The sequence below is a fragment of the Paenibacillus polymyxa genome, assembly GCF_001719045.1.
GTDB lineage: Bacteria > Bacillota > Bacilli > Paenibacillales > Paenibacillaceae > Paenibacillus > Paenibacillus polymyxa_B.
Window position 1 is genome coordinate 5,647,167 of the sequence record NZ_CP015423.1, and the last position, 25,878, is coordinate 5,673,044.

The window sequence follows — 25,878 nt, forward strand, 5'->3', positions numbered from 1 at the left end:
GATTAGCTCCATTTTATGTTACGAATTGTTTTGATTATTTAAAAGATACCACTTTGAATAAGCTCAATGAACTTAACAAAAGAAAAGAAGACCCGTGTTTCAATAAACGCGGGTCTTCTTTATTAGCAATTGCTGGTTGAATTCATATGCAGTTTAAACATCAATTTGTTTAAAACATCATTTTAATTACGATAACTCCAATCAATGCTAGAGTTAAACGGAATATCTCTTGACGACATAGGCAAAATAGATACTCCGTAAAGTAAAGCTTGTTTCGAGGAAAGGTCTGTGAAGCTATGAAACAAGATAGCCAGCACGCTCCATTGCTAGCCTCGGTAATGTCCTACTTGCAGATCTCGCTTGTATCTAACGACGATAAGCGAGAAGGATAATGATGCAGAATTCGACTAGCTGCACTAAAAGTAAGTGTCTCTTCCCAAAGCAAAGTAGCTACCAGGACAACAAGCACAGGCGTTAGTCCCGAAAAAAATGCTATGATTGAAGCTCACATCTGTTGTTTCTCCAACACTCATAACGAAAAATTTTACAGCAAACGTGCTTAGTAGTCTTCTCTTCGAAAAGCTATTAGCCGAATGGGCAACAGAATGTTTCTGTAGACTGAAGATCCTTTAGTATGAATTCCAAGTGTTCTCTAGCTGATTGATTCAATGGTTGTAAGGGCAAAGGAAGACTGGGACTTGAGATCAAGCCACTTATTTCTGCTGCTGCTGAAACAACACGAAGGCTACCATATTGATGAAATAACGTCCAAATAGGTTCAAGTAGCGCCGAGAGTCGTTCCGCTTCATCAGCAAAACCGTCCTGGGCCAAACGGGTCATTTTTAGGCACGCCTTTGGAAACAAACCACCGAGAACCGAGTACCATGCTTCACAGCCTGCATTCAAGCCAGTGACTGCAAATGAATCTCCACTTACTCCTATAGTTACATGGGGAGGAATGGTCGTGCGTAGTTTTCTAATGCGTGCCTTGGCTGCTTCAGGATCAGAAGGTACTCCAGGAATCTTGATAGAACGAACGTTAGGTAGCTCAGCAATCCGACCGTGCAACTCATCACTAAAATGGAAATGCGAGGTACTCGGATTATCATATACACAAAGTGGAATGGAGAGTGAACTGGTTACCTGTTCATAGAGTAAAAATACTTCTTCATTCGTTAGTGTTTGATAGGAGACAGGGGCTAGCAACACTGCGCTTGCTCCTGCTCTTTGTGCATCTTCCGCTAATCGAAGTACTTCAGAAGTACGAATCGCACTTATACTTGTCATCACGGGAATCCCCTCAGCTGAACGGACAGCAAGTCGAAGCACACGTAAACGTTCTTCTCGATTAAAATATGCATAATTTCCAGTTGAACCCAATGCACCAATTGAGTCGACACCAGCTGCAACTAATCGTTGAATCAGTGTCACAAATGCTTTTTCGTCAATACCTGTCTCGTTAACGGGGGTGAGTGGAAAAGCAGATAATCCACAGAACATAAAGCTACACTCCTTTATTAATTGACCTTCAAAATACAAACACATTATAAAAATGAATTAGACACAATTAAAGTACCAATTGAGTGACAAATAACAGTACCAATTCTTCTAAACAAACTTAAGTACAAAGTACATTTCTGTATCGAAATAAACGTTATGATATTACATCTTTTAACAGATCAGGTTAGTCGAGAAAGATAAAAAGCATTCTATATAGAATGCTTTTTATCTTTCTCATGATTTGGTGATGTATCAGAGTGTGTTAATATGCGGTCAAGTACTTTTTCAGTAAGTGGCATAAAGTAATTGAGTATTAGCCCCCCTAAACAAACGGTTAACAAAGTTCCAATGCCAATGGGTCCATTTAAAATGACTGCTATGATCAAGAATATAAGGTAGATGAATGTTCTCGAAAAAAATAGATTTGTTCTAGTAAATTCTTGTATGATCAATGTTAATCGGTCAACTGGAATTGGTGCAAAATTTGTCTGTAAATATGTTGCAGTTCCTAATCCTACAACGACTAAACCAATTCCAAAACAAACAACTTTGCTGTACCATAGTTCAGGTGTTATCAAATTGTGTAATAGAAAAAGCCACATATCAATTCCAATACCCGTTATAAATGCCGTTAACAACCCCAAAACTTCTGGTCTTTGTCTTTTTAAAAGCGAATTACAACATATCAATATTATAGCTATTATGATTTCCCAACTTCCCACAGTAAGCCCCACATTTATGGACAGTCCTACCAAAAGTGCATCAAAAGGTGAAGTCCCAAGGTCTGATTGTATAGTAAACGAAATTCCAAGGGATAATATAAAAATTCCTAATACGAAAAAAACATATCTCACTTTACTCGACCTCTTTAACATAATTTTATGTTGCAAATGCAATAAAAATAAGGTAAATTCAATATATATCATTTTTATTGCATTTGCAATAAAATAGGTGCGAAGGAGTTAACTATGAAGGAAGTACTTCGTGAAATTGGAATGATCGCAAGGGCATTAGATTCTATAAGTAATATAGAATTTAAAGAATATGACCTTACAAAAGGGCAGTATTTGTACCTTGTGCGAATATGTGAAAACCCAGGAATCATTCAAGAAAAGTTAGCTGAGATGATAAAAGTAGATCGAACAACTGCATCTCGTGCTATAAAAAAACTTGTAATTAATGGCTTTATTGAAAAGAAAGAAGATAACCATAACCAAAAAATTAAAAAACTCTTTCCAACAGATAAAGGGAACAATGTTTATCCTTTTATAAAAAGAGAAAATGATTATTCCAATAACGTTGCATTAGAGGGATTTTCGGAAAGAGAAGTAGAAACCATTTTCAATCTTCTTCAAAGAGTGAGAGAAAATATAGGGGAAGACTGGGAATTTGTAAAAAAGGGGAACAAGAGAAATTATTGATTTACATGAAGGAGCGATACATTAAGTGACTGTAAAAATAATAAAGTGCAACCGTGATGATTTACAAATACTCCAAGAAATAAGTATTGAAACATTCAACGATACTTTTAAAGATCAGAATTCACCTGAAAATATGAAAGCCTATCTGGAAAGAGCATTTAATTTTCAACAGTTGGAGGATGAATTGTCCAACGTCTCTTCAGAAATCTTTTTCATCTATTTCAATGAAGAACTTGCTGGATATTTAAAGGTAAATATGAATGACGCCCAATCTGAAAAAATGGGTGATGAGTCGCTCGAAATTGAGAGGATTTATATAAAAAACAAAACTCAAAAACATGGGCTTGGTAAAAATCTGCTAAATAAAGCTATGGAAATTGCGATGGAGCATAATAAAAAGAAAATCTGGCTCGGCGTATGGGAAAAAAATGAAAACGCCATTGCTTTTTATAAGAAAATGGGGTTTGTTCAAACTGGCGCACACTCTTTTTATATGGGTGATGAAGAACAAATTGATTTCATAATGACCAAAATAATGATATAAGTTTAGGATGATATAAGAATTCTTATTATTTTTATATTGTAATTTATTCACTAATGTGTATAATGTTAACTATAATTGAATTCATAAATGTTTTCTAGGGTTCCGCGATGTAATATCGGCTGGTCCGAGAGAAAACTCACAGTCTTCGTACTGTGCCACGGAGGGATAAAAGCCTGGGAGAAAAACTGCTGTATGCAGTATTCTCTCAGGCTTTTTTTATTGCTGCTATAAATCCATACTACATTTGCAGCATTATCAAAAAGGAGGAAGCACAAAATGAACAAGACATGGTTATCTGTTGTAGTTGCGGCATTATTCGAAGTTGGATGGGTCATCGGCCTGAAACATGCCAGCGGCTGGTTAGAGTGGGGGGGCACTTTAGTTGCCATTTTAGTAAGTTTCATACTCATGATTATGGCTTCCCGTACGCTTCCGGTAGGTACGGTGTATGCAGTATTTGTCGGGTTGGGAACGGCCGGCACTGTATTAGCAGAAATTTTGTTGTTTGGTGCTGAGGTACAGGGATCTAAATTGTTGCTAATTGGGGTGCTTCTGCTCGGAGTTGTAGGGCTCAAAATACAGAGCAAAGAGAAGAAACAATGAAAAGAGGTGGACTGACGTATGAACTGGGTATTTCTAATTTTGGCAGGCGAATTTGAGATGATGGGGGTTCTCATGATTAATAAGCTCCATAAAGATCGGAATTTCCTGTCTGCTTTTTACCTGCTTGCAGGCTTTGGATTGAGCTTCTTGTTTCTATCCCTGGCCATGGAAACACTACCAATGGGAACGGCCTACGCTGTCTGGACCGGTATTGGAGCTTCTGGCGGAGCCATATTGGGCATGATCTTTTACAGTGAACCGCGTAATACCGCGAGAATTCTGTTCATCGCGATGGTACTCGGTTCAGCAGTTGGCCTAAAGCTGGTAAGCTGAATAATGATAGAATTGGAAAAATTAAAGAAAATAGATAGAGAAGACCAGTATGCAGACAAAGTATCGATAAGAAATTTTGTCTGCATGTTTTTTTGCATTTTCTTACCCTTCTATACTCTGATCTTTAGGATCGTCGCGTTGTGTTTTCAGTTTTAGAAAATGAAGAGTCAATTGAAGTTTCAGGCGAATATCACCATCGCTTAGATCAATCTCAAAAAGCTCACGTATCCTGTTGATTCAATAGAACAAAGTATTTCTATGAATAAAAAGTGCTTTAGCAGCAATATTTGGAGTGTCCACATATTGAAGATAGGCTTCAAGGGTAGGCAGCAAACTTGTTTTGTGGGCATTGTCATAAACAATTAACTTTTGGATAACCGGATGGCAGAAGTCAGCGAGATCATTCTGTTCCGATATGATCTTTCCAATATGCTCGCAGAGATAGTCCTCATACATATACACTGGCTTGTTAGAATTAAGTTGGAAACCAATCTCGTTGGCAGTTAGGCATTGCTTATAATATTTTCGCAAAAAAGTTAAATGACTAAAGCAGTCACTCAGCGAAGCAGTTAGTCCGTTTACTTGGAGAAATTCCAGAATTCGTTTGTCTTCAGCAATGATTTTACAGGATGAATCAACAAGGGAAATGAGAAATACAATACGTCCCTGATATACAATCCAACGGCTATCCGGCAGTAATTGGATCCTATGCTGTGCAACCAGCTGAACTTTCCCGTCAAAAAAGCCGTTCTTCAAGTCTGTCAAGGTCATCACTCTCAGGTAAGGTGTAAGCGTCCATTCCAGATGAGTCAGTCGCATTGCGATAATATTAGCATCATTGAGCTCGCCTGTAAGCAGTTCGGAAAGCAATAAACTATGCATCATTCCTGGATTGCAATTATAAAAGTCGTTCTTTTGCAATTTTACCGAAACCAGCTCACAAAGAAATTGTACGAGTTCAAAATCAATATCTGTAAATTTGCGATCCAGCTCCATAACACTGACCTGCGCGAATTCTATACCATGTACGTACACAAAAGCTGTTATCCAACAGTCGTTGGTCTCGGGATCACGTGAATAATAAGGAATAAGAGCCATACGGGTCAGTTCGTACAGATTGGATTTCTTCATGCTCTCAATATTACTGTCAAGAATATAGCCCGAATTTCGCTGCTGTTCGATATCAGGTCGGCTGGGGATAGGGGCTTGACACATAGCGAGTAACTTATAGCCTGCGTCGACAATGATTACCGGATTACCATAGATGCGGGAGGCCTCGTTTGTCAAGTTCGTCCACCCTTATGGCTGCAGGAATGGTTCCTTGTATCGCTCCGCGTGATTGACGAAGCGGTGAGAGTTACCTGAACAAGATTCTAAAGCTTTCGAACTTCTTGTTTAACAATTGCTTCTTGCTGTCGTTTTTCGAAATAATTACCGCCTAAATCTTTGTAATCCTTGCTGCGCGTGAGGAGATGGTAAACAATAGTCATGATGGAGTGGGCGACCGCCACGGCCGCTCGGTCGCACCAATGTCGCTCCCGACTTCGTGCAGAATTTGTTCCACGGTGCGTGTTGCGATCCCCGTGATCGTATCTAGCCTTCTTCAGCGTTCTTCGGGCGAATGCAGCCAGCTTTTCCGTACCTTCTTCACCCTCGATCAGGCCATACCATCATGTCGCGGCTGCTCCCCCCATGATGTCGGAGACAACGGCAGCTAGTTTAATGTTGGCTCCTTCCAGCACTTTTTGGCCCGGTTGTGTTCGCGGGACCGTCTCTGAATCAGGCTGCAACGGTAACGAATTAATTCGCGCAGTTCTCTTAGGTTCCGGTCTGGGATGTAACTGGGTTTCAGCAGACCGTGGCGGAGCAGATTACAAATCCATTCTGCATCTTTTACGTCCGTTTTCCTGCCGGGAACGGCTTTGATGTGCTGGGCGTTAACGACGAGGAACTGATTTCTTCAGCTTCAAGCAAATTCACGATCGGTTTCCAGAACACGCCGGTACTTTCCATGGCCACATGAGTGCAGCAATGTTGCTTGATCCAGTCGATCAAATCAAGCAGGAAAACCGTGTAGGTATGAAACGTCTTAATCGCTTTCCTTCGGGAGTTACGACACATGCGGTAATGGACTTCTTGTGAATATCCAAACCGCAAGCTCGCTCGATCAGGACATCCATAACATTCACCTTTCTACGGCAATTAAAATTGAGAACTAGCGCAACAACCAGCAAAGGGTTACTCTACCCAGCGTGCTTCTATGTTTCGGTTAGAAAAGAATCATTAAGAGGCAGGCATTAGAAAAAGTTTTTAAACATATTATAGGTAATATCCGTTCAAATATGTTGGGGAGGATATCATAAAACCTATGTTACCTATGGAAGAATATTTCGGTAAGTTAGAACACGTTTATTCATTTTATAGGGCTATGCCTACAGGCGTTAGTGTATCAGAAACCGGGCGTATCTTCATTTGCTTTCCGAAATGGGGAGATGACGTTAGATTTACGGTAGCGGAAATTGTTGAGGGGCGGTTGCAGCCTTATCCTAATTTAGAAACGAATTTGGTAAATCCTTTGAATATCACTATGTCCTTCATCAGTGTCCAAAGTGTAATTGCTGATGGAAGGGGAACCCTGTGGGTACTGGATACAGCTGCACCAAATTTTTCTGAGCCTATTAAAGGAGGGGCAAAATTAGTCGCTGTAGATTTAAAAACAAATACAATAAGAAAAGTATACACGTTTGCAGAAGATGCAATCTTGCCGACGACGTATCTGAATGATGTCCGATTTGATTTTCGTGTTGGTAAATCAGGTTACGCATATATAACGGATTCTTCTTCCAAAGGTCCAGGCGCTATTATAGTCGTAGATTTAGAAAATGGAAATGCGTTTAGACGGTTAAATGGAGCAAATTCAACTTCACCCGATCCGTATTTTTTACCGAAAGTGGAAGGTAAAATTTTGATGAATCGAAACACAGATGGTTCGACATCTCCCTTTCGATTGGCCTCTGATGGTATAGCGATCTCCCCTGATGGAAAAATTATATTTTTTTGTCCATTAACCAGTCGTCATCTATACTCGATCTCAACAGAAGCCCTAAGAGACAGAACGATACCGGATTTCAACTTACGTTATCATGTGCAGTATTGGGGAGAAAAAGGTGCGTCTGATGGATTGATAACCGATGCAAAAGGAAACGTTTACGCTGGTGACTATGAAAACGATAGTATTCGAAAGATATTTCCGAATGGAATAATGGAAACCATCGCACATGATCCGAGAATTTTATGGCCGGATACTTTTTCTATTGGTCCAGATCAATACTTATATGTTGTTGTGAACCAATTACATCGGCAGGCAAGATTTCATTATGGAAAAGACCTGCGACAAAAACCTTATAGTTTACTTCGTATAAAAATTGATGAATTACCTGCTCCTACCTTTTAATAAATATTTCACTTTACAAAGTTGACTTTATTTGCATAGAAAATGCATTTCATAACCAATGCATGCTGCCACACAATTAGTAGCGGCATGTATTGTTAATTTCAGCAATTCCAGGGAAGCTCTACATATTCTTATGTATACTTAAATTAGAACGTTTACGTTTTTTGAGAAATTGGAAATCAAATAGCTTTAATCGGTATGCTAGCTGCTGTTATTTTTGATCTTAAGTACTACACTACATTGTAGACTATCGGTACTCTGTTAAGAGCTAACAGGCAGTTTAGTCCAACGAGTAATCCTAATTCCGAAAAAAACATAATGGATAATGGAGCTGCAAACTGGCGACGGTAACTCAACTGGTGTTAGTCTCTTTAATCCAGCTTAGGTTCTTCGATTATATAAATCAAACCGGTGAATCGGTGGCTAACCTTTAAGCCAATGATATGCGTAGCTTCTTGTGGAACCGCAGATAAGAGTCAAGCAGATGATTAGGCACGTCAGGAAAAATTTAAAAATCTTGATATAGTGGTATAATAATTTATTGAACAGAATTTATCGTTACCAGGAGGAAAAGTCGATGGATAGCCAACAAATTCTCATCCGAAACAACGTCAAAATAAGGGGCTTTGGTTCCAAGACTCTTATATTCGTCCATGGCTTTGGCTGTGACCAGAACATGTGGCGCTTTGTCGCACCAGCTTTCGAAGAGAAGTACAAGCTGGTATTGTTTGACTTTGTAGGTTCGGGAAAGTCCGATATGCAGGCCTATAATCCTTATATTTATCATGATCTGAACGGGTATGCCCAGGATATCTTAGACATTTGTTCAGCGCTCGAATTGAAGAATGCCATTCTAGTGGGTCATTCCGTCGGTGCTACTATCGGTATGCTGGCCTCTATTCAAAGATCGGAATACTTTGATCGGCTTGTTCTGATTGGTCCTTCTGCACGATATTTGAACGATTTACCTGATTACATCGGCGGGTTTGAACGGGAAGATCTGATGGATTTATTGGACTTGATGGATCAAAACTTTCAAGGTTGGGCGAGCTATCTAGCTCCTGTCATTATGGGGAATACAGACCGGCCGGAATTATCTCAAGATCTTGAGTTGAGTTTTTGCGCGACCGATCCTAAGGTAGCCCGTCGTTTTGCGGAAGCAACGTTTCTCTCTGATTACCGTAAGGAACTCGGCAAGGTAGTGGTGCCTTCGTTGATTTTGCAATGCTCCGATGATGTAATCGTTCCGATGGAAGCTGGAGCCTATATCCACCAGCAGATGAAGGAGAGCGAGTTCCGACTGATGGATGCAACCGGTCATTGTCCACACGTAAGCCATCCGGATGAAACCATTAGACTCATCAGCGAATATCTTGCCTCAATCGATTCAATACAGGAAAGCGAGTTGCACACATAATATGGACGAACGGTTGGATCATGCCCCCTGCGGTTATTTGTCGATGGATCAAAATCTGACAATACGCATCGTCAATGCAACGCTGTGTCGCTTGTTAGAATATGAAAAACAAGGGGTAAACGGTATCAGTTTTGAATCCCTGCTAAATCGGTCCAGCCAAATTTTCTTTCAGGTTTATTTTTTACCGTTGATTCGGCTTAATCATCACGTAGATGAGATATATTTAATGATGAAAACGGGTAGCGGCGGAACACTTCCCGTTCTTTTAAATGCTGTGATTCGAGAGCAGGGAGACGAATTGGTGTACGATTGTGTCTTAATTCCCATGCTGCGTAGGAAGGAATACGAGCAACAGATTGAAAAAGCTGAGAAAGCCTATCGGAAGGCGGAAGAGGAGCTACTAAGGATTGAGAAGCAGCTTGATAAAAAAAAGGAAGAACTTTCATCTTTACCTAATCCCAAGATATAGTTCAATGCTTCTTTGAGTAGTTATACTCTAAAAGCCCGAATCGTGGTATTATCCCCTTTTAGTAGACAAGAGAAAAAAGACATCTGTTTGAAATGACCCCTATCAAGTAAACAGTAATAAAAAAAGCAATATTTAAGCAACCTGAGTCCGATATTTATACGGTCTTAGGTTGTTTAATTTTATGCAGAGAATATTAGTTTTTATGGATAGACGTTAATTAGATAACATGTTCCACTTTTTCACCTGTCGAAAAGTGTAGCGTTTAAAACACTCTGATTTGAAAATGGTTAAAGAAATTTCAAGTCATTTCTACATGATCTAATAGGCGATAATCTCGTTGTTATAAAGGTCTTTGATGGCAGATAGGTTTTATGTCCATTAAATATTAAATAGCGTAATAAGGATTTTTCTTACGTATAACAGCTTAACTCCTCATCTCGTTCATCAAGCGTATTCTCGATCCATACTTTGACCCGTCGATAATCGTAGATTCCTTTTACCTCTTTACAGCATCCGCTATCTTCATTTTGATCTGTTCATCCTCGAGCTGCGTGGAAGAAGTAAATTGATTCGTTTTCACCACTTATGTGTGTGAGTATGAATCCTCTATATAGTACAAGAATAACAATAATTTAAATCAAAATTCATAAGGGTGAATTAAAGATTCATAAAAATGAAACGGCAATATTTTCTTTATCACACACTTAGTCTCTACCATTCTTTGCAGAAATTGATAGTTTGTTGTTATATGAAATAATTTTCACTCCAATAGAACTATTTCAATTTTTTTCCTTAATGTCGATATAATTGAGGATTCGCCAAAAAGCCTTTTCATATAGGAAGATGGGATCAACTCGCTAAACAAAAAAATAATGTACGTTGCGATTGATGGTATCAGTCAACCAGCCGATCCTTAGGGAAGGAGGTAGTGTACTAGAAAAATGGATTATGTTATGCACAAAAAAAGGGGGCTAAAACAGAGTATAAATACTTGAGATCGTGGGATTAGGTTCTTTGATAACTTCTTGTTTCCCACATAACAGACCTTATCTTGCGATAACAGACAGCAAGATATAAACATTAGGAGGATAACCAATATGAATTCATTTAAAAAAACGAAGAGCTTGATCAGCACTCTGACCGGGGCAGCGTTATTATTCTCGCTACCAATGACGGCAGGCGCAGAGAGCAGTATCAACTATTTTGCCCATGCATCCGAAGAACCGGTTACCGTGTCTGAAGCTGTGTATGAAGCAGGATCAGGCGTTCTGAACGGGGGGGTGGCCGAGTTTCAAAAATCGACGGTCACTGAGGAGCATCAGGTTAGGAAGACACTCGTTAATCCCAACGCCTCGCCTGAAGCCAAATCGTTGATGAGCTATCTGGTCGATCAATACGGCAAGAGTATACTATCCGGTCAGCAGAACAGTTCTAACATTAGCTGGATGCAGGACGCGATTGGTAAAAAGCCAGCCATTGTCGGATTCGACCTGATGGATTATTCACCGTCTCGAGTCGAGTACGGCGCTTCCTCCTCCGAGATCGAGAATGCGATCGATTGGCATAGCCAAGGCGGTATTGTCACCGTCGTATGGCATTGGAACGCGCCGAAGGGTTTAATTGACCAGCCTGGTAAAGAGTGGTACAAGGGATTCTTCGGGGATTCCACCACTTTCGACGTTGATTACGCGTTGGATCACCCGGAATCCGAGGATTATAAACTTATTTTGCGGGATATCGATGCCATTGCGGCACAGCTTCAAAAGCTAAAAGATGCGAAAATCCCCGTGCTCTTCCGGCCGTTGCATGAAGCGGAAGGAGGATGGTTCTGGTGGGGCGCGAAAGGTCCGGAGCCGTCAAAGAAACTTTACCACCTGGTGTACGACCGCTTAACGAACGTGCATGATCTGAACAATTTGATTTGGGTCTGGAACTCTAGCGCACCGGAGTGGTATCCGGGACACGATGTTGTAGACATCGTGAGTACGGACCATTATCCGTCTGCGGGCGACTATAGTCCGGTCACTGACAAGTATGATGCACTCGTCTCGCTTGTGAACAACCAGAAGCTGGTCGCATTAACCGAGAACGGCGCGATCCCGGATCCGGATTTACTCTCCAGTGACGGAACGAACTGGAGCTGGTTCACTACCTGGACGGGAGAGTTCCTGACCGATGGCGTAAACAACAGCCGGGAGCATTTGAACAAAGTGTTTAACCATCCAAACGTGATCACGCTCGATGAGCTACCGGATGTAGATCATTACGGCCAAAACAATTAACGGTGTGTCCTAAGTGCACAATGAACAACCAAGGCCTCTTTTGCGGATACGGGTTACCTGATCTCCGACAAGATCATACCGACGCAGGGCAGTTTTACCTTGACGGTAACAAATAAGAGAAGTCTTTGTGAAAGATAAAGAGGGGAATTGGACAGAAGACTCCGTTAGGATCGAGGAGTACAAGTATATAGACTCTATGCCAATGAACCTGCAATGATTGAATGAAATTTAAAAAAACGCTTATGCTGAAGTAATGCACTGGTATTATCCCCTTTTAGTAGACAAGAGAAAAAAGACATCTGGTAAGATGGATTTAATCTTGTTGAACGGAGGGGATTTTTTCATGGTCAAAAAGGGGCAACCCTTTCGGCAGTCTCCTTGGAGTTAAAGATGGAGGCAGAACATCAGGTACGCGAGTATATTTCATTTTATAACCAAAGTAGATTTCAGAAAAAATTATACAACCGTTCCCCGGCTGAATACCGAGAAGCGGTTGCTGCTGAAGCATGTCTTTTTAGTCCTGTCTACTTGACAGGGGTATGACGAAGTACTTCTTAACAAGTATTCTTTAACTGTCGGTATCTGGTTGATTAGTGTTCTTCTTCAGCTTACCGAAACGAATCCGGTCCACCAGATAATATAAGACTGGAGTTACTCCTGTAAAAAGAAGAAATGCCGTTTCACTCCGATTGGTGACATCCTCCAAGTGGGCCGTAGATTTGAACATATTAATCGACATGACCACCATGGCAACAGACATAATGTAAGAAAACGGTTTATGATCATTCATTCCAACTAAGTGAGCAAATCCATTTACGGATATAAGCAGGAAGAGAGATATCTTTAGAAATATACTAAACAGCCAAAAGATAATCAGCAGCGGATCCAAATTTTCCAAGAAAACCCCCGCATGAATATAACGAATCAATTCTAATGTCGGATAGGTTAGATTTGCTGTTAGTTCTGAACCAAATAACAATAAGCATCCTAGCAGGACAGCAAGTATAACCACAACAGCTGTAGCCGTAGCCCCCATTAGGGATTTCATTAACTTATCAGTCCCTACAAAATACGGAAATAGGTACACGATAAAAGCCATTTCGCTGAACAGGGCCACGACGATCATTGTACCATTCCATATTCCAGCTGGTTGCCCAGCTGGAACCAATGCAATGGCCATGTCTATATTCATCTCTTTCGAGGCGAATAGGGGGAATGCCAGAACTGAGATTTCATGAAGCACTGGCATAGACCGTTAACGTCAAAAGTTTTAATTGATAAAATTCTAACGAAATGTGATTCCGTATGTCGAACATTACTGTAAATAAGATGATTGTTGCACAATACCAAACGGGATAAAGATTAAAGTCGCTAATTCTCTCGTTACACATAAAAACCATTTCTTTTATAGAGAGGCCGATTTTACGAATACCTATATATTTTTCTTTTTCTAAGGCTATGTTAAATTCTAATGTTGATTTTTGACTATAAGAAAACCTCCTTGATGAAAAGGCGGTTTATTGAGCTATCGTATCCGTTTGTTTAACTTTTGTATCGCATCAAATAGTGAGTAAAGAAGATTTTTTTTCAATCACAGCTTTTATTGTTGAAACACTTTGTTCGATTGATTGATTTGTTGTGTCAATAATATTGGATTCATAGTGATCCAAATTGTTAAATGCTCCCACATTTTCTCTACCAACTCAATGTTGGCATCTTCGTCCAATTTGGAACGATTGCTCGTTTCATTGTTACTTCTTTAGTCGCTCTTAAGATAATGTAATGTACTTCATAATTATCTTGTACGGCTTTTAACCACGGTTCTAAGAACCAAGGACCAACAATTCCATCTATAATCACATCGAACCCACCACGTGCAAAACGTTTTGCAGCTTCCAAAAAGGCTTCAATAACAATTAAGTTTTGTTCTTGTGATTCCGGTAAAAATGGAGGGATTGCCCCCTTATGAATGTAGTGATAGAAATCATCAGTGTGCATATGTACCGACTTTGATAAATTAGACTCTTTATGCCGTTGTGCTTTTACCAGTTCCTGGTGAACCAGTAATTATAATGATTCTGCCTTGTTTCATAAATATTCTCCTTAATTAATTGTAGGCTTAAAACAACACCCTTCAATCAACTAACCTGCCACTTTTCTTCAAGCGGCTATGATAGCTGTTTACGTTTAGGATATGGTACACGCCTTTTACACGTTGTTTTCCGTCGGACTTGAATCGGTAATGAGCCAAGCCCTTTGCATTTGCATAGGAGCTGAATGCCTGCGAGGAATCCGTGCAAAGCATGTTTTGGTCCGATAGATGATCGCCAATCGCCTCATCTAATTTCGTTGTCCGAATGCAACCACGCCCAAGAACGCCAGATTAAGTCATTTTCTGACGATCACGGGCAACGAGGACACACACTTGGTCCTTGCTTATGCCACGATATTTAGCTTTTCCGCCTCGATACGTGGCTTGCGTTCGGTGATGTTCCTCTTGCCCTTTTCCGATTACAAAAAGTATGTCTCGTCCATTTCAACGATAGCTTCTGGCTTTAGAAGCGATTTGCTGATGTGCATCTTCCAAATCATAAAACCAGGAGAGATTTGTAATGGTCAATCATAACAAACGGAGTTTGGCGAAAAGGGATCAGCGATGTTAACGCGAAAAAAACGGCCTCTTTTGAATGATCCAGCATGAAGGTCGTCTTTTTATTGTCCTCCGAATATCATTACTCAGATGTCATTTCATTACCTGATACGACATCTCATGCAGCTAGAGGCAAAAAGAATATTATGTTTCAAGTTGATAATACGATAATACCAATTATCCAACAATGGTGCTCATCTTGATCTTTCGATCTCGTTATCCGTTTCACGTATCGACTTTATAACAAGTTCAGAGAAAGCTTTCACTGTTGGAGATAGCCACTTTTTCTTTTTAATCAGCATATGGGAGTATATCGGATCGAACTTTTCGGAATGACTTATAATTTTAAGTTTTCCACTATCCACGTCTTCTTTAACTGTAATATAAGGCAAAAAAGAAAATCCAAGCCCACTAATAACGGTTTGTTTAATCGCCTCTATACTCCATAACTCCATGGTTTGAAATGGTTGAATATCATGCTTTACAAGATATCTTTCAAACATGGTCCGATAACTACAGCTTTCTTCATTCGTTATAAAAAAATGGTTGGTGTTCTCTCGCTTATATACATCGAAATGGTCTGGGCCGTCATTGCTGCACACCAGGACAATGTTCTCCTGGGCCAAAGAATAATGAATGCATTTTTCCGGATGTATTTCCGGGTAGACCATCAAAGCCACATCTACACGTCCACTGATTAAGTCAACCTGGTTTTGTTCACATGTACCGTTGGTAAGGATGAGTTTGACATGAGGATATTTCAAAGAGAATTCCCTTATAATCGGACTTAATCTAGAAATCGTTAAAGACTCTGGTGCAGCCACCTTAACAACACCTTTAACCTCCTGGTTGCTTCGTATATTTCTAATCTGGTCATGAGTAGCTAGTAGATCTTCTGCCAGAGGTATTAATTCTCTCCCTAACGGAGTAAGTTTCAAATGCCTTCTTTCGTAAGTGAAAAGCTCCCCGCCAATCTCTTCTTCAAGCGACTGTATATGGGCAGTGATTGTGGACTGAGTGTATCCCAGTTGCGATGCAGCCCCTGTATAACTTCCGATTTCGATAATCGTCTGAAATGTAATAAGGTGTCTAATTTCCATCGATGTTCTCCTTAGGTTTAATTTCTATCGATAAAAATGATAATGATTTTGAATATTTCAATTTTATTAATGAACAGATTCATCATACAATAGAACCCTTCTGATCGTAAATTAATCTACAAGGGAGGATACAACGAATGGAACCGTTCAAAATTTCAATTCCAGAGCAACAATTACACGATCTATCTATCAGACTAAAACAGGTTCGATGGCCTTCAAGTTTCTCTATAGAACCATGGGCTTTGGGGACAGACTATTCCTTTTTGAAGAGATTAGTTGATTATTGGGGCACGGAATACAACTGGCGTGAACAGGAAGCTTGGTTAAACCGTTTCCCACAGTTTATGGAACATGTGGATGGCTTCGATATACACTTTGTGCACGTCCGGGGTGAGGGTACATCCACACGACCACTGTTGTTGACTCATGGATGGCCAGGATCATTTGTAGAGATGTTAGAACTAATCCCTTATCTAACAACTCCGTCGCTATATGGTGGACATGCTGAAGAGGCTTTTGACGTGATTATTCCCTCATTGCCAGGCTTTGCATTTTCGAGTAAACCCACACGACCAGGAGTGGGGTCCAAATACGTAGCCACGCTGTGGGCAAAACTTATGGATCGTTTGGGTTATGAAAGTTATTTGGTTCAGGGAGGGGATATTGGGGCAGGGGTCTCAACATGGTTAGCATTCATGTACCCTGAACGGGTGAGGGGACTTCATCTCAATTATATTCTTGGAAGCTACAAGCCACCCCTCACTCCGAATACACCATCTGTTAGCGAAGAAGAGCGAGCTTACTTTGACATCGTAGCTGAGTGGTTGGAGCGAGAAGGTGCTTATAGCGCCCTTCATAGAACGAAGCCGGAAACACTGGCTTTTTCACTAAGTGATTCTCCAGCCGGTCTTGCCAGCTGGATGGTAGAAAAATTTCAAGGTTGGAGTGACTGTGACGGAGATATGGAAAGGTCTTTTTCACTTGATCATATCCTCACCAACATATCGATTTATTGGTTTACCAATTCGATTGCCTCTTCCATACGAATATATACTGAAGCCACCCAAATGCCACTGCATTTCACCGAAGGCCAGCGTGTTACTGTTCCAACAGGGGGTTCCTTATTTCCCAAGGAGCTACCGACGCCTCCTCGAAGCTGGGTAGAACGCGTCTATAATATTACGTACTGGGAGAAAGCGAATAAAGGCGGTCATTTCGCCGCTATGGAAAATCCTAAATTGTTTGCCGAACATCTAAATCATTTTTTCATTCATTAAGCATCTGATAGTCTCTATCCTTGAGAGGGCTATGAACCACCAGTACAACTGGTTACCGTCTTCAGAATGCAACTCTTCAGGTGCTTCCAGAGAGCAGGGTAGAAGCGATAACCCGTTAATACTTGATGGTTGTTGGTCATTAAATATATGGAGGAATGTACGCACATAGAAGCTATCGTTGGTGCATCTTGTTGTTTAAAAATTTAGTCCAGAGCAATATCCGACTCTCTCTTGGATCTACTTTTTAATGAAGCAACCTTAGCACGGTGCAATACCGAACTGAGGTTGCTTCAGTTAACTAAGACATACTGCGTTTACTTCAGATAGGTTCCCGTTTCTCCAATTCCACCTCTGCCATTCAATACATATACCCTTGCATTTCCTTTGCCGGAGCATGTCAGGGTAATCTTGCCATCAGTAACGGTTTTGGAATCACCGGTCACTGCATCCACATAGGTTCCGTTCGGAATTCCGGTAAACGTGGCGTTTCCTGAAATCGTGACCAATGCAAAGCTGTCAATGCCTTTGGCACTGTCGGTATATCTTCTCTTAAACGCCAGATTGCCCGATACATTCTCTGTGGAATACTGGCCTTTTTGCAAGGCGGGTACAGCTCTTCTGATTAAATTAAGCTGTCTGATATGTTTCGCCAGAGGATGATTGAGCGATTCCGCAAGCGTGCCAGTAGCATTCGTGTATTTGCCGTAATCTTGTACCGTAACATTGCCTTCCATGTGATCGCCGAAATATGCCCGTCCTGTTTTGCTTAGCGGTGCGTTTGGACCTGTATCAATGGTTGCCCCTTTTTGAAACTCGATTTCGGAGCCATAGAAGATAGCGGGTATTCCGCGGAAGGTGAACATCAGATCGAGATTCTCGGCCCAAGTGTCCTGTGTGCCCGCAAATCTTTGATTTTCCGGAGCCTGGTCGGGCGCATAGTCATGCGAGTCGACATAGGTTACATTCCAGGTAGCATCATTATAGTATTGATCGCCACCTTTCATACTGAATGCTTCCTGTGCAGTCTTGAATGCCCAATGCATTGGAAAATCAATCACATCCATGCCCGATTTCATCGAATAGTCAGGCGTATGATAGGTATTTCCGTTTAAGAAAGCATTGTTCGAGGTTGGCTGTCCTGCTGTAGTAGAGTTGTCCGCCCACTCTTGTTCAACTGACGCTTTATTGGAGGCGTAGTCATTCTTTCCATCGCCCGGATACGATTTTGAGCTTTTCCAAGTATAGAATGGCGTCGAGATCGCTGGAATTCCACTGTTCCAGACATCTCTGTAACGAGTGGCTACTTCTCCAAAAATATAGAAATCCGAGCCGCCTCTTGTCTTCCAGGCAGGAATATAGTATTTATTGAAAATATACCGGCTTACATGCTTCACCGTATCGACACGGAAAGCGTCAACACCCATGTCTATATAGTGATTGTAGGTATCAATTAAATATTTGTTAACTGCAGGGTTTTCCGTGTTCAAATCCACGCAATCGCCCGCTATCTGACCGGTTTGAACAGTATAGGATTCCCAGGAGAGACTTTTCTCTGTATGGTAAATGTTATTGTTCGTCCCCTCTGACTTCATTAAGGCGAGCCTTGCCTGATACTGCTGATCGGGTGTCATGGAATCATAGTTTGGCGGCAACTTATCCGTAGTCTTCACCAAGTTGTTAGCGGTATCGGGTTTAGCTGGATCTTTCTTGAACATGGGATACAGATTCTCTTCACCGAAATTACCCGTATGATTGACGACGATGTCCTGAATAACCTTCAGCCCTTTGGCATGGGCCGCATTGATCAAATCCTGATAAGAAGCTCCTGCCGATTCATACCGTGGGTCTACTTTGGCAAAATTTAAAGCATGGTAACCATGGTAATCATAACCGCTGGCATTTTGCACAACAGGTGTAATCCAGATGGCGCTGAATCCGAGGGCTTTGATATAATCGAGCTTTTGAATCAAGCCCTTAAAGTCCCCTCTCCAAGCTGGGTCCGAATCTGGATTGCGCGCCTTTCCATCATCCCATGCGTGCACGTTATTGCTCGAATCACCGTCATAGAACCGGGAAGTAATCACGAAGTAAATAGTATCTTCCCGAAAATCCCCCTTAGTTCCAATATTATAAACAAAGCTCTGTTTGGTTTGATTACCAGCACCGTCTATAACGAGAAATTTTAATGTCGTGGTCTTGGAGATAAGAATAGACGGTCCAGTCACTCCGGCCAGCGCGTTGCCGAGGATATAGACTTTTGAGCTTGTGGTTGGTTCTGTACCATCCTCCGTATAGTATGCCTTGGTCGTTGCTGCCTTGTTATCTTTCAGGTTAAAGGATACAGTCACTGAGGAATCGGAATGCCCTGCAGGCAAATTCGCTGTGATTGTCGGAGCTTGCAGATCTGCATTCAGGTCAATCACATAAGCGAAAGAGGATGCATTTCCAGTTTGACCGATTGAATTAACACCGAAGGCCTTAATGGTCAAAGAGGACGCAACTTGGATTGGAGAGGTATACAAGATCGAGGATGTCGTAGGTGTCGAACCGTCTATCGTATAGTAAATCTTATCGTCACTGTTGGTGCTGGAAAGCGTCACCGTTTGGGACGAATCATAAGTTTTTGGTACAGGAGAGGCGGAAATCGCCGGAATTTTAGGCATTTCCGGGCTGGCATCATACCATGTGTTATCTGTGTAATACCAGCCCTCTTTCACACTGCGGGACAAGTCGGCGGTCTGTTTGCCGCTACTGTCATTGAAGATGAGACTTGAGCCTGTCGCCTCGGCAATGGTGTAGCTGTACCAGTCGTTTCCATCCGGCTTCATCAGGATTCCCGGCCACGCCCCGCTTATCGGAACGGTTGTCGGATTCAGATTCCAGTAATGGATTCGAATCGCTGAATTCCAGCTTGAAGGTTTCTTAAAGTGAACCGTTAACCCAGTTTGAGTTGATTTAGGTGTTGTGGTAGGTGCATACGTTGCGGTTACGGTAGACGTGATAGAAGCGGTTGTCGACGGAAAGGCAGTTGCTGTGGAATTCGTGTAGGTGGATGTATAATCGGTGTTACTGGCCGAAGCTACGCCGGGTAAACCGAAGAAGTTGAAGCAAAGTGATAAAATAATCAACCAAGAAATAAAACTCCTAGTTTTTTTCCTTAGCAAGTTAACAACCTCCTGATAATATTTAGTGGGGGACATAATGCAATCGGTTGCATTAAAAGTAAAAAAAGAAAGACATTTTTTTGATAAAATGGATTCATTGATCGCCTCCTCCACGGTATATATGGAAAATAATCATTGTACGCGCTTACAAAAGAAACTATGACAAAAGCCCATTAACACAGGGCTCTATATCAATGATTTTTTCCTTTTATGATTATATCATCCATACTTTTACTGGTCAATGCATTGCTAGGGACATATTTTTAAGGTTTTAAGAGTTTATATTTTAGTACTAAAAAGGTGATGATTCCTTCAATGTAATAGCATAGCGAGAACTTATTGCACATATTCGAAGAGTTTTTGCAAGAAGCTAGTCAGTGAATGGCTAAAAACAGTGAAAAGATGGATTTTCAGAGAAAAGCGTATGTTTAAACGAAGAATGTGGAGTGAACGGATCAAGGAGCAGATGGGGAAGCCGTTAGAAATTTATCTTTAATATAAGCATTGACAAATTGTTATATGAATAAAATCATGTCTCTGAGTATAATTATATGCAAACGATTGCCTCTTTGGAAACGTATACAATTTGTATTTTTACCCTCTTTTATTTACCCCTAATCTCTCAAGAGAGGTTGGTTGTAAAATAAAATCAAGTTTAGTATGAGGAGGAAGGCAAGCCCCATCTTGAGACGTATCTGGAGTATCGTTCTTTTTGTCGCATTGTTGTTGCAAACGATTGGCTTAAATCCCGAAGCACAGGCGAATGCCGATGTTCGGCAGTTAGACGGTTCGGGTGCGAAGCTATCGGCAGTCGCAAACTACGGACTCTCGGAAAGGACGAAGGCTGGTCTTATTTTTCATGCGTGGAACCTTTAATACGCTGTAGCTAGATTGCAACAACGTGTAATCTTGATTTTTTTTACTAACAGGAAAAATTGACTGTATTTTCAAAAAAACCGAAAATCATTTAAAATTCGTGCTTAACCAGCCTGAGAAAGTTTTATATATTATTTTGTGCTGCTATCCTTCCACTGAGAAAGCTAGGACAGAATCAGGATTTTGAGGCTTCTTTAAGGATGTTATTACATAAGATCGGATCTTAATGCAACCTTAATGCTGTAGGCAAATTCGTAATACGGTACTGATTTTTGCTCATGATACACTAAGGATTGAGAGAGAATATAACAGCGGGTGGGCACAGGATGGCATTATGGCAACGCTGAGAAAAAAATAGAAAAAACATCATCTCAAACAAAGTTTATTCAAACACATATTGGAGTTGGTTACCGTATGTTTCAGGTTAGAGATGATGGCTAGGTAACAATACCATTATGTAATTAGAGATCATGCTCTTATGGAGCATGGTCTCTTTATTTTTCATCTGCCATCTAAATCTTAAGATGATCTTTATACCTATATGAAAACCCTAATCCTAAACTAATGGTGAAAATGTTACGCTGAACTCAGAAGCAAGAGGATAAGGAGGTTTAGCATGTGAGATGGGCACTACCTTGTTTGTCTGTTTCATCGGCTAAGCTGTCAACTGAGTGATAGGGAAAGAGGCATAGGGAATGAATGAAATTTTAACAATTGCGGGTCTGATCTCAATTGTGCTGCCGGTGCTGTATTCCGTAAAAAAAATATATGATTTTACCGATTTGCAGAAGGTGACACGGAAGGATATCCATGAGAACTATGATGTCTATAAAGCAGCTCAGAAGTTTGCTCTCGGTACACCCGTCGATGAGATCAGAGAAATCCTGACAAACAGCTATGAGTTAGACGAAAACCAGGTTGAAGAGACAATGCTTTTGGCACTTCCTCATCGGAACGATACCGATGGTGGATATCTTGCCTTTATCAAGGCTGTAAATCGGGTGCTGGGACAAGAGGTTTACAGCTAAACCTCAGAAAGAAGGAAAAATATGAATCGTCAGGCCGCGTTACTGGTGTTTGCTCCCAATCTGGCCGGAGAACACTTTTATTGAAATCGATATTAAGGAAAAACAATTGCCGCCAAAGGAGTTCAGCAAGTATATATATTTGAAGAATAACGGAGGGAGCCTTTTTTGTATGCAGAAAATCTAAGTAGAATGACAGACACTGGCAAAACAAGAACAGGTAGAGCGGAAAACAGAAGAAAACACATAAAGACAAGAAAAACCTTGGAATGATGTCGCTTCTTTTTTTGGTTCGTGATGAACGGAAGGACTACAATAAGCAATTAAACACGACAAATCGATGTCTGCAAAGAGGAAGAGAGAATAAGCTCTATGAATTCCATGAAAGCGTTTGACATATTTGAATATCAATCTATAATTATGAACAGAATTGGACCTCACAGAGATGGAAGTATTCTGATTTTTTCAATATGAAACGGATTGAGCTGTCACCAATTTTCAAATAGGTCGCTGCCTATGAGGAATACGATAATTGATAGAGCTGTTGTTCATAATCAGCAAGCTCCATAACCAGGGGCTTGCTGTTTCATTTACCTAAGGAGAATGGGTCGGAATGACACTTAAAAAAAGAATCTTTCTATTGTTTTTTCTCAGCGCGTTTATCCCCTTTATTAGTATATTTATAATTTCTTACTATACCATTGATTCCATTTTTGCGAATAAAATCAATGATGGAATTCGGAGCAATCTACAGCAGGTAACTTCATCACTGGAGAATTCAATTAACAACCTGAATCATGTTACTCAGCAATTGTCATATAGAGGTACATTAGGTAAGAAACTGGATGAAGTCTTGAAGCCTTCCTCCAATATATTTGAATTGATTGAGGCTAGAGATGAATTAAAGAATGAGTTAAATGTCGTAACGTTTACTAATCCGAATATAGGTCTGACCTTATACTATTTCCAGAAAGAAGGCACTACACAGTTCGCTAACTTTCCCATCAAAGATCGTTTTTCCCCCGAGTCTTTGCCTGTGCTATTCAAATCATATGGCATTGCATACTATGGTCCCCATATCAGTATGAACCGATTTGATGATCAGCTCGTTTTATCTGCTATGCGAAAGGTACAACTGCCTCAAAGGGACGATGTATATATATACGTCGAATCCGGCTTTCGGCTTACACAGGATATACTGGATTACAATCAATACAAAGGAGCTTTATCGCATTTGATCCTGAATGGTGAGGGCAACATTGTTTACAGTGAAATTCCAGAAACGATGAAGGTCGGGGAGAATTTCTCCAGCTTATCGAAAGGTACTGCAAAAGATGGAATATCCCGTGATTACCATTGGTTTAAGGAGGACTCCTCTCAGAATTGGAGCGTCATATCGGTAATTTCGCAGGCTAAGTATCAACAGGAGAAAAACCAGTGGTTGCTTCAAATATTACTGGTCGCTTTATTTTTTTTCGGCTTTACCGTATTTCTTGCTTGGCTTCTGTGGAAGACCGTCTACAAACCACTCGGTCTGTTCCATTCGGAAATTAACGGAATGTCTCAGAATCCACAAAAGGCAGGCAGCCAGATCCGCACTCAAATTCCCGAGTTTGACTTTCTGCTGGGGGAATTCTCAAATATGCAGCATCAAATCGGCGACCTGTTCAAGGAAGTGCAGCAGAAAGAAAAGATCCGTGCAGATTTGGAAGTGGAAAAATTGTTATATCAGATCAATCCTCACTTTCTGATGAATACGCTGGATACTGTGCACTGGCTGGCCGTTATGAACGGACAAGGGGAGATTGACAAGTTGGTGCAATCCTTGAACAAGCTGTTGTATTACAATTTGGGTAAATTAGGGCAAGTATCCACGATGGAAGAGGAAATTGATGCGCTAAGACAGTACCTAATCCTGCAACAAATTCGATATGACTTTGAATTTGACGTGCGTATTTCAGCGGATGATCAAGTGCTACAAATACCTGTGCCTCGTTTTATTCTGCAACCGTTGGTTGAAAATTCACTTTATCATGGACTGAGTGACGAAGGTTTTATTCAAATTGAAGTTACACTTGCCAAAACGCTGAATATTTTAATACAGGATAATGGAGCAGGTATGACCGAGGAAGCGATTCAAAGACTTCTGAATAATCGTATAGCTGAACATAAAAAAGTAGGGATGGGCATCGGACTCAATTATGTCCACCGCATGTTGAGGGCACAGTACGGAGATCAAGCACAACTGGTGATCGAAAGTGAATTGGGTACAGGGACAAGTATACTGCTCATACTTCCTATCAAAGGAGAAGATGTCTGAGGATGATTAAGGTGTTAATTGTGGATGACGATAAATTGGTACGAAAAGGAATAAGCTCCGCGATGCCGTGGAACGAGTTCAATATGGAAGTTGTAGGAGAAGCAAGTAACGGGTTGAAAGCACTGGATTTTCTGAAATCCCAACCGGTCGATCTGATGTTGACGGATCTCGCGATGCCGGTAATGTCAGGTATTGAACTGATGCGAGCTGCAAGGCAGCTCTATCCAGAACTACATATTGTCGTATTAACACTGCATCAAGATTTCGATTATATCCAGGAAGCGCTCAGGCTGGGAGCCATCGATTATATAGCCAAAGTTCAGCTCGAGAAGGAGCAATTCGAACACGTGCTGCATCGAATACATACCCGGATTGACGAGCTGGCGAATACAAGACGAAAGCTGCCACTGCTAAGTGAGACCAATGTCCTTTATCGCCATGTGTATGCACTTGTTTCACTGGATCGCAAGTCAGGACAGAACTGGCCGATTGAACTGACATCCAATGTAGATGAGATCCGTTGGGAGGTTGAACGGAACAGCTGGATGTGGACGGCACCCATGGACGTAGAGAATCAGCTGTTCCATAAACTGAAGGAATACCTGGATCAAGTTCCCCAAGGCGCCTTGCTGGTTCTGTCCGATGTACAAGAGCGAACATGGTCGCAAATCCAAAACTGGATTATGAACTATACAGAAACGTCCTTATTCTATGCATACAATCCTTGTGATCCTGTCATTTCCGTTTCGATGAATGTGGAGGACTCATTTCCAATAGAACCGCAGGATGAAGACATGGATCGTATTAAACAAAGTTGGTTCCTATCACCATGGACCCACAACGACAGTTACTACAACCAACTGATTGAACAGTTCAAATCACTAAGACTGCATAAAGGCCAGCTGATGGGTTTGCTATACTCTATAGTTATGGAATGGAATCACCTTTTTGCTCAGACCACGCTGGGTAGAATCTCAATGATCCATTCTTTTCAATCCTGGTACGAGGTAGAAGATTGGATCAAGCAGACCTCTGTGGGCATTCGTAAGGCAGATGAACAGACTTCGTATTCACAAGAAATTGTAGACGCCGTGAAAAAAGCGATTATGATCATGCAAAATGATTTGGACCAAGCTTTTACAGCTTCAGGTCTGTCCCAACAACTGAACATCAGCCGAAGCTATTTCAGTCAATGCTTCAAGGATTTGATGGGGAAAACCTTTAATGAGTACTCCCGATTTATACGAATAGAGAAGTCTAAAGAGTATTTATTGAATACAACCAACACGATTTTCTGGATTGCGGAGCGAGTGGGTTATACGGATGAAAAATATTTCAGCCGAATTTTTCGCGAATTGACAGGTCTGCTGCCAAGTGAATATCGACAGCTCGGCAGAGGGGATAAATAGCGTACTCTCCCAGATGAGTCAATAATCCGGGCGA

At 41.0% G+C, this 25,878-nt stretch carries 21 protein-coding genes, 3 pseudogenes and 1 riboswitch; of the genes and pseudogenes, 15 read left to right on the forward strand and 9 right to left on the reverse strand.

Annotation, left to right across the window (positions count from 1 at the left end; genetic code table 11):
• Window positions 1-585 precede the first annotated feature (585 nt).
• Window positions 586-1,500, reverse strand: a complete 915-nt coding sequence (locus tag AOU00_RS25030; protein WP_069291940.1) for a dihydrodipicolinate synthase family protein — start codon at window positions 1,498-1,500, stop codon at window positions 586-588.
• A 209-nt stretch (window positions 1,501-1,709) separates the two neighbouring features.
• Entirely contained in the window at window positions 1,710-2,354 is a 645-nt protein-coding gene (locus tag AOU00_RS25035; RefSeq protein WP_061828431.1) for a YczE/YyaS/YitT family protein, read from the reverse strand.
• 114 nt (window positions 2,355-2,468) lie between these two features.
• Here AOU00_RS25035 and AOU00_RS25040 point away from each other — a divergent pair, with 114 nt between their 5' ends.
• The 4 genes from AOU00_RS25040 to AOU00_RS25055 all read left to right on the forward strand — a co-directional run bounded on the left by AOU00_RS25040 (window position 2,469) and on the right by AOU00_RS25055 (window position 4,401).
• Window positions 2,469-2,921 (forward strand): MarR family winged helix-turn-helix transcriptional regulator, encoded by a 453-nt coding sequence (locus AOU00_RS25040; protein WP_061828430.1) that lies wholly within the window; start codon window positions 2,469-2,471, stop codon window positions 2,919-2,921.
• A 25-nt stretch (window positions 2,922-2,946) separates the two neighbouring features.
• Complete coding sequence (locus tag AOU00_RS25045) at window positions 2,947-3,465, forward strand: spermidine/spermine N(1)-acetyltransferase (protein ID WP_061828429.1); 519 nt, start codon at window positions 2,947-2,949, stop codon at window positions 3,463-3,465.
• An 83-nt stretch (window positions 3,466-3,548) separates the two neighbouring features.
• Window positions 3,549-3,647, forward strand: a riboswitch (guanidine-I (ykkC/yxkD leader).
• Between the two features lie 94 nt (window positions 3,648-3,741).
• A complete protein-coding gene (locus AOU00_RS25050; protein ID WP_061828428.1) occupies window positions 3,742-4,068 on the forward strand; it encodes a DMT family transporter in 327 nt (108 codons plus the stop codon).
• A gap of 18 nt (window positions 4,069-4,086) precedes the next feature.
• On the forward strand, window positions 4,087-4,401 hold the full coding sequence (locus AOU00_RS25055; protein ID WP_069291941.1) for a DMT family transporter: 315 nt from the start codon (window positions 4,087-4,089) through the stop codon (window positions 4,399-4,401).
• Between the two features lie 237 nt (window positions 4,402-4,638).
• On the opposite strand, the gene AOU00_RS25060 is transcribed toward AOU00_RS25055, so the two are convergent.
• On the reverse strand, window positions 4,639-5,688 hold the full coding sequence (locus AOU00_RS25060; protein ID WP_069291942.1) for a PucR family transcriptional regulator: 1,050 nt from the start codon (window positions 5,686-5,688) through the stop codon (window positions 4,639-4,641).
• Window positions 5,689-6,115: 427 nt separating this feature from the next.
• Complete coding sequence (locus AOU00_RS27775) at window positions 6,116-6,328, reverse strand: IS110 family transposase (protein WP_420488443.1); 213 nt, start codon at window positions 6,326-6,328, stop codon at window positions 6,116-6,118.
• A gap of 92 nt (window positions 6,329-6,420) precedes the next feature.
• On the opposite strand from AOU00_RS27775, the gene AOU00_RS27780 reads away from it, so the two are divergent.
• The 6 genes and pseudogenes from AOU00_RS27780 (at window position 6,421) to AOU00_RS27785 (ending at window position 12,566) form a co-directional block, all read left to right on the forward strand.
• A complete protein-coding gene (locus tag AOU00_RS27780) occupies window positions 6,421-6,543 on the forward strand; it encodes a chaperone modulator CbpM (protein WP_336078382.1) in 123 nt (40 codons plus the stop codon).
• A gap of 217 nt (window positions 6,544-6,760) precedes the next feature.
• Complete coding sequence (locus AOU00_RS25070) at window positions 6,761-7,855, forward strand: L-dopachrome tautomerase-related protein (protein ID WP_069291943.1); 1,095 nt, start codon at window positions 6,761-6,763, stop codon at window positions 7,853-7,855.
• 577 nt (window positions 7,856-8,432) lie between these two features.
• Window positions 8,433-9,272 carry an alpha/beta fold hydrolase gene (locus tag AOU00_RS25075; RefSeq protein ID WP_069291944.1) on the forward strand — a complete coding sequence of 280 codons (840 nt, stop codon included), beginning with the start codon at window positions 8,433-8,435 and terminating at the stop codon, window positions 9,270-9,272.
• A 43-nt stretch (window positions 9,273-9,315) separates the two neighbouring features.
• On the forward strand, window positions 9,316-9,741 hold the full coding sequence (locus AOU00_RS25080) for a nitrogen regulation protein NR(II) (RefSeq protein ID WP_172828317.1): 426 nt from the start codon (window positions 9,316-9,318) through the stop codon (window positions 9,739-9,741).
• A 1,247-nt stretch (window positions 9,742-10,988) separates the two neighbouring features.
• A pseudogene (locus AOU00_RS25085) lies at window positions 10,989-11,993 on the forward strand (glycosyl hydrolase); the annotation flags it as partial.
• A gap of 420 nt (window positions 11,994-12,413) precedes the next feature.
• Entirely contained in the window at window positions 12,414-12,566 is a 153-nt protein-coding gene (locus tag AOU00_RS27785; protein ID WP_155765267.1) for an IS3 family transposase, read from the forward strand.
• 25 nt (window positions 12,567-12,591) lie between these two features.
• Here the strand turns inward: AOU00_RS27785 and AOU00_RS25090 are convergent, their stop codons facing one another.
• The 4 genes and pseudogenes from AOU00_RS25090 to AOU00_RS25100 all read right to left on the reverse strand — a co-directional run bounded on the left by AOU00_RS25090 (window position 12,592) and on the right by AOU00_RS25100 (window position 15,773).
• Entirely contained in the window at window positions 12,592-13,272 is a 681-nt protein-coding gene (locus tag AOU00_RS25090) for a GerAB/ArcD/ProY family transporter (protein WP_081330756.1), read from the reverse strand.
• A gap of 310 nt (window positions 13,273-13,582) precedes the next feature.
• Window positions 13,583-14,115, reverse strand: a pseudogene (locus tag AOU00_RS25095) (AAA family ATPase).
• Between the two features lie 66 nt (window positions 14,116-14,181).
• Window positions 14,182-14,573 (reverse strand): annotated as a pseudogene (locus tag AOU00_RS26075) (IS1595 family transposase); the annotation flags it as partial.
• A gap of 294 nt (window positions 14,574-14,867) precedes the next feature.
• A complete protein-coding gene (locus tag AOU00_RS25100) occupies window positions 14,868-15,773 on the reverse strand; it encodes a LysR family transcriptional regulator (protein ID WP_069291948.1) in 906 nt (301 codons plus the stop codon).
• Between the two features lie 137 nt (window positions 15,774-15,910).
• On the opposite strand from AOU00_RS25100, the gene AOU00_RS25105 reads away from it, so the two are divergent.
• The gene (locus AOU00_RS25105) at window positions 15,911-17,050 is read left to right on the forward strand and encodes an epoxide hydrolase family protein (protein WP_069291949.1); all 1,140 of its coding nucleotides are present in this window, start codon (window positions 15,911-15,913) and stop codon (window positions 17,048-17,050) included.
• 314 nt (window positions 17,051-17,364) lie between these two features.
• Here AOU00_RS25105 and AOU00_RS25110 read toward each other — a convergent pair whose 3' ends face one another.
• Window positions 17,365-20,214 (reverse strand): alpha-amylase family glycosyl hydrolase, encoded by a 2,850-nt coding sequence (locus tag AOU00_RS25110; protein ID WP_069291950.1) that lies wholly within the window; start codon window positions 20,212-20,214, stop codon window positions 17,365-17,367.
• 684 nt (window positions 20,215-20,898) lie between these two features.
• Between AOU00_RS25110 and AOU00_RS25115 the strand changes: the two genes are divergently transcribed.
• The 4 genes from AOU00_RS25115 to AOU00_RS25130 all read left to right on the forward strand — a co-directional run bounded on the left by AOU00_RS25115 (window position 20,899) and on the right by AOU00_RS25130 (window position 25,844).
• Entirely contained in the window at window positions 20,899-21,090 is a 192-nt protein-coding gene (locus tag AOU00_RS25115) for a hypothetical protein (protein ID WP_069291951.1), read from the forward strand.
• Window positions 21,091-21,785: 695 nt separating this feature from the next.
• Window positions 21,786-22,118, forward strand: a complete 333-nt coding sequence (locus AOU00_RS25120) for a hypothetical protein (RefSeq protein ID WP_069291952.1) — start codon at window positions 21,786-21,788, stop codon at window positions 22,116-22,118.
• Between the two features lie 610 nt (window positions 22,119-22,728).
• On the forward strand, window positions 22,729-24,435 hold the full coding sequence (locus tag AOU00_RS25125; RefSeq protein ID WP_069291953.1) for a sensor histidine kinase: 1,707 nt from the start codon (window positions 22,729-22,731) through the stop codon (window positions 24,433-24,435).
• A gap of 2 nt (window positions 24,436-24,437) precedes the next feature.
• Window positions 24,438-25,844, forward strand: coding sequence for a response regulator transcription factor (locus AOU00_RS25130; RefSeq protein ID WP_069291954.1), 1,407 nt, complete (start codon window positions 24,438-24,440; stop codon window positions 25,842-25,844).
• Window positions 25,845-25,878: the final 34 nt, after the last annotated feature.

Coding starts and splice junctions, on each gene's coding strand:
- AOU00_RS25030 (WP_069291940.1), bottom strand. CDS start 1,500: ATGTTCTGTGGATTATCTGCTTTTCCACTCACCCCCGTTAACGAGACA.
- AOU00_RS25040 (WP_061828430.1), top strand. CDS start 2,469: ATGAAGGAAGTACTTCGTGAAATTGGAATGATCGCAAGGGCATTAGAT.
- AOU00_RS25050 (WP_061828428.1), top strand. CDS start 3,742: ATGAACAAGACATGGTTATCTGTTGTAGTTGCGGCATTATTCGAAGTT.
- AOU00_RS25055 (WP_069291941.1), top strand. CDS start 4,087: ATGAACTGGGTATTTCTAATTTTGGCAGGCGAATTTGAGATGATGGGG.
- AOU00_RS27780 (WP_336078382.1), top strand. CDS start 6,421: ATGAGTGCAGCAATGTTGCTTGATCCAGTCGATCAAATCAAGCAGGAA.
- AOU00_RS25075 (WP_069291944.1), top strand. CDS start 8,433: ATGGATAGCCAACAAATTCTCATCCGAAACAACGTCAAAATAAGGGGC.
- AOU00_RS25080 (WP_172828317.1), top strand. CDS start 9,316: ATGGATCAAAATCTGACAATACGCATCGTCAATGCAACGCTGTGTCGC.
- AOU00_RS27785 (WP_155765267.1), top strand. CDS start 12,414: ATGGAGGCAGAACATCAGGTACGCGAGTATATTTCATTTTATAACCAA.
- AOU00_RS25090 (WP_081330756.1), bottom strand. CDS start 13,272: ATGCCAGTGCTTCATGAAATCTCAGTTCTGGCATTCCCCCTATTCGCC.
- AOU00_RS25100 (WP_069291948.1), bottom strand. CDS start 15,773: ATGGAAATTAGACACCTTATTACATTTCAGACGATTATCGAAATCGGA.
- AOU00_RS25105 (WP_069291949.1), top strand. CDS start 15,911: ATGGAACCGTTCAAAATTTCAATTCCAGAGCAACAATTACACGATCTA.
- AOU00_RS25120 (WP_069291952.1), top strand. CDS start 21,786: ATGAATGAAATTTTAACAATTGCGGGTCTGATCTCAATTGTGCTGCCG.
- AOU00_RS25125 (WP_069291953.1), top strand. CDS start 22,729: ATGACACTTAAAAAAAGAATCTTTCTATTGTTTTTTCTCAGCGCGTTT.
- AOU00_RS25130 (WP_069291954.1), top strand. CDS start 24,438: ATGATTAAGGTGTTAATTGTGGATGACGATAAATTGGTACGAAAAGGA.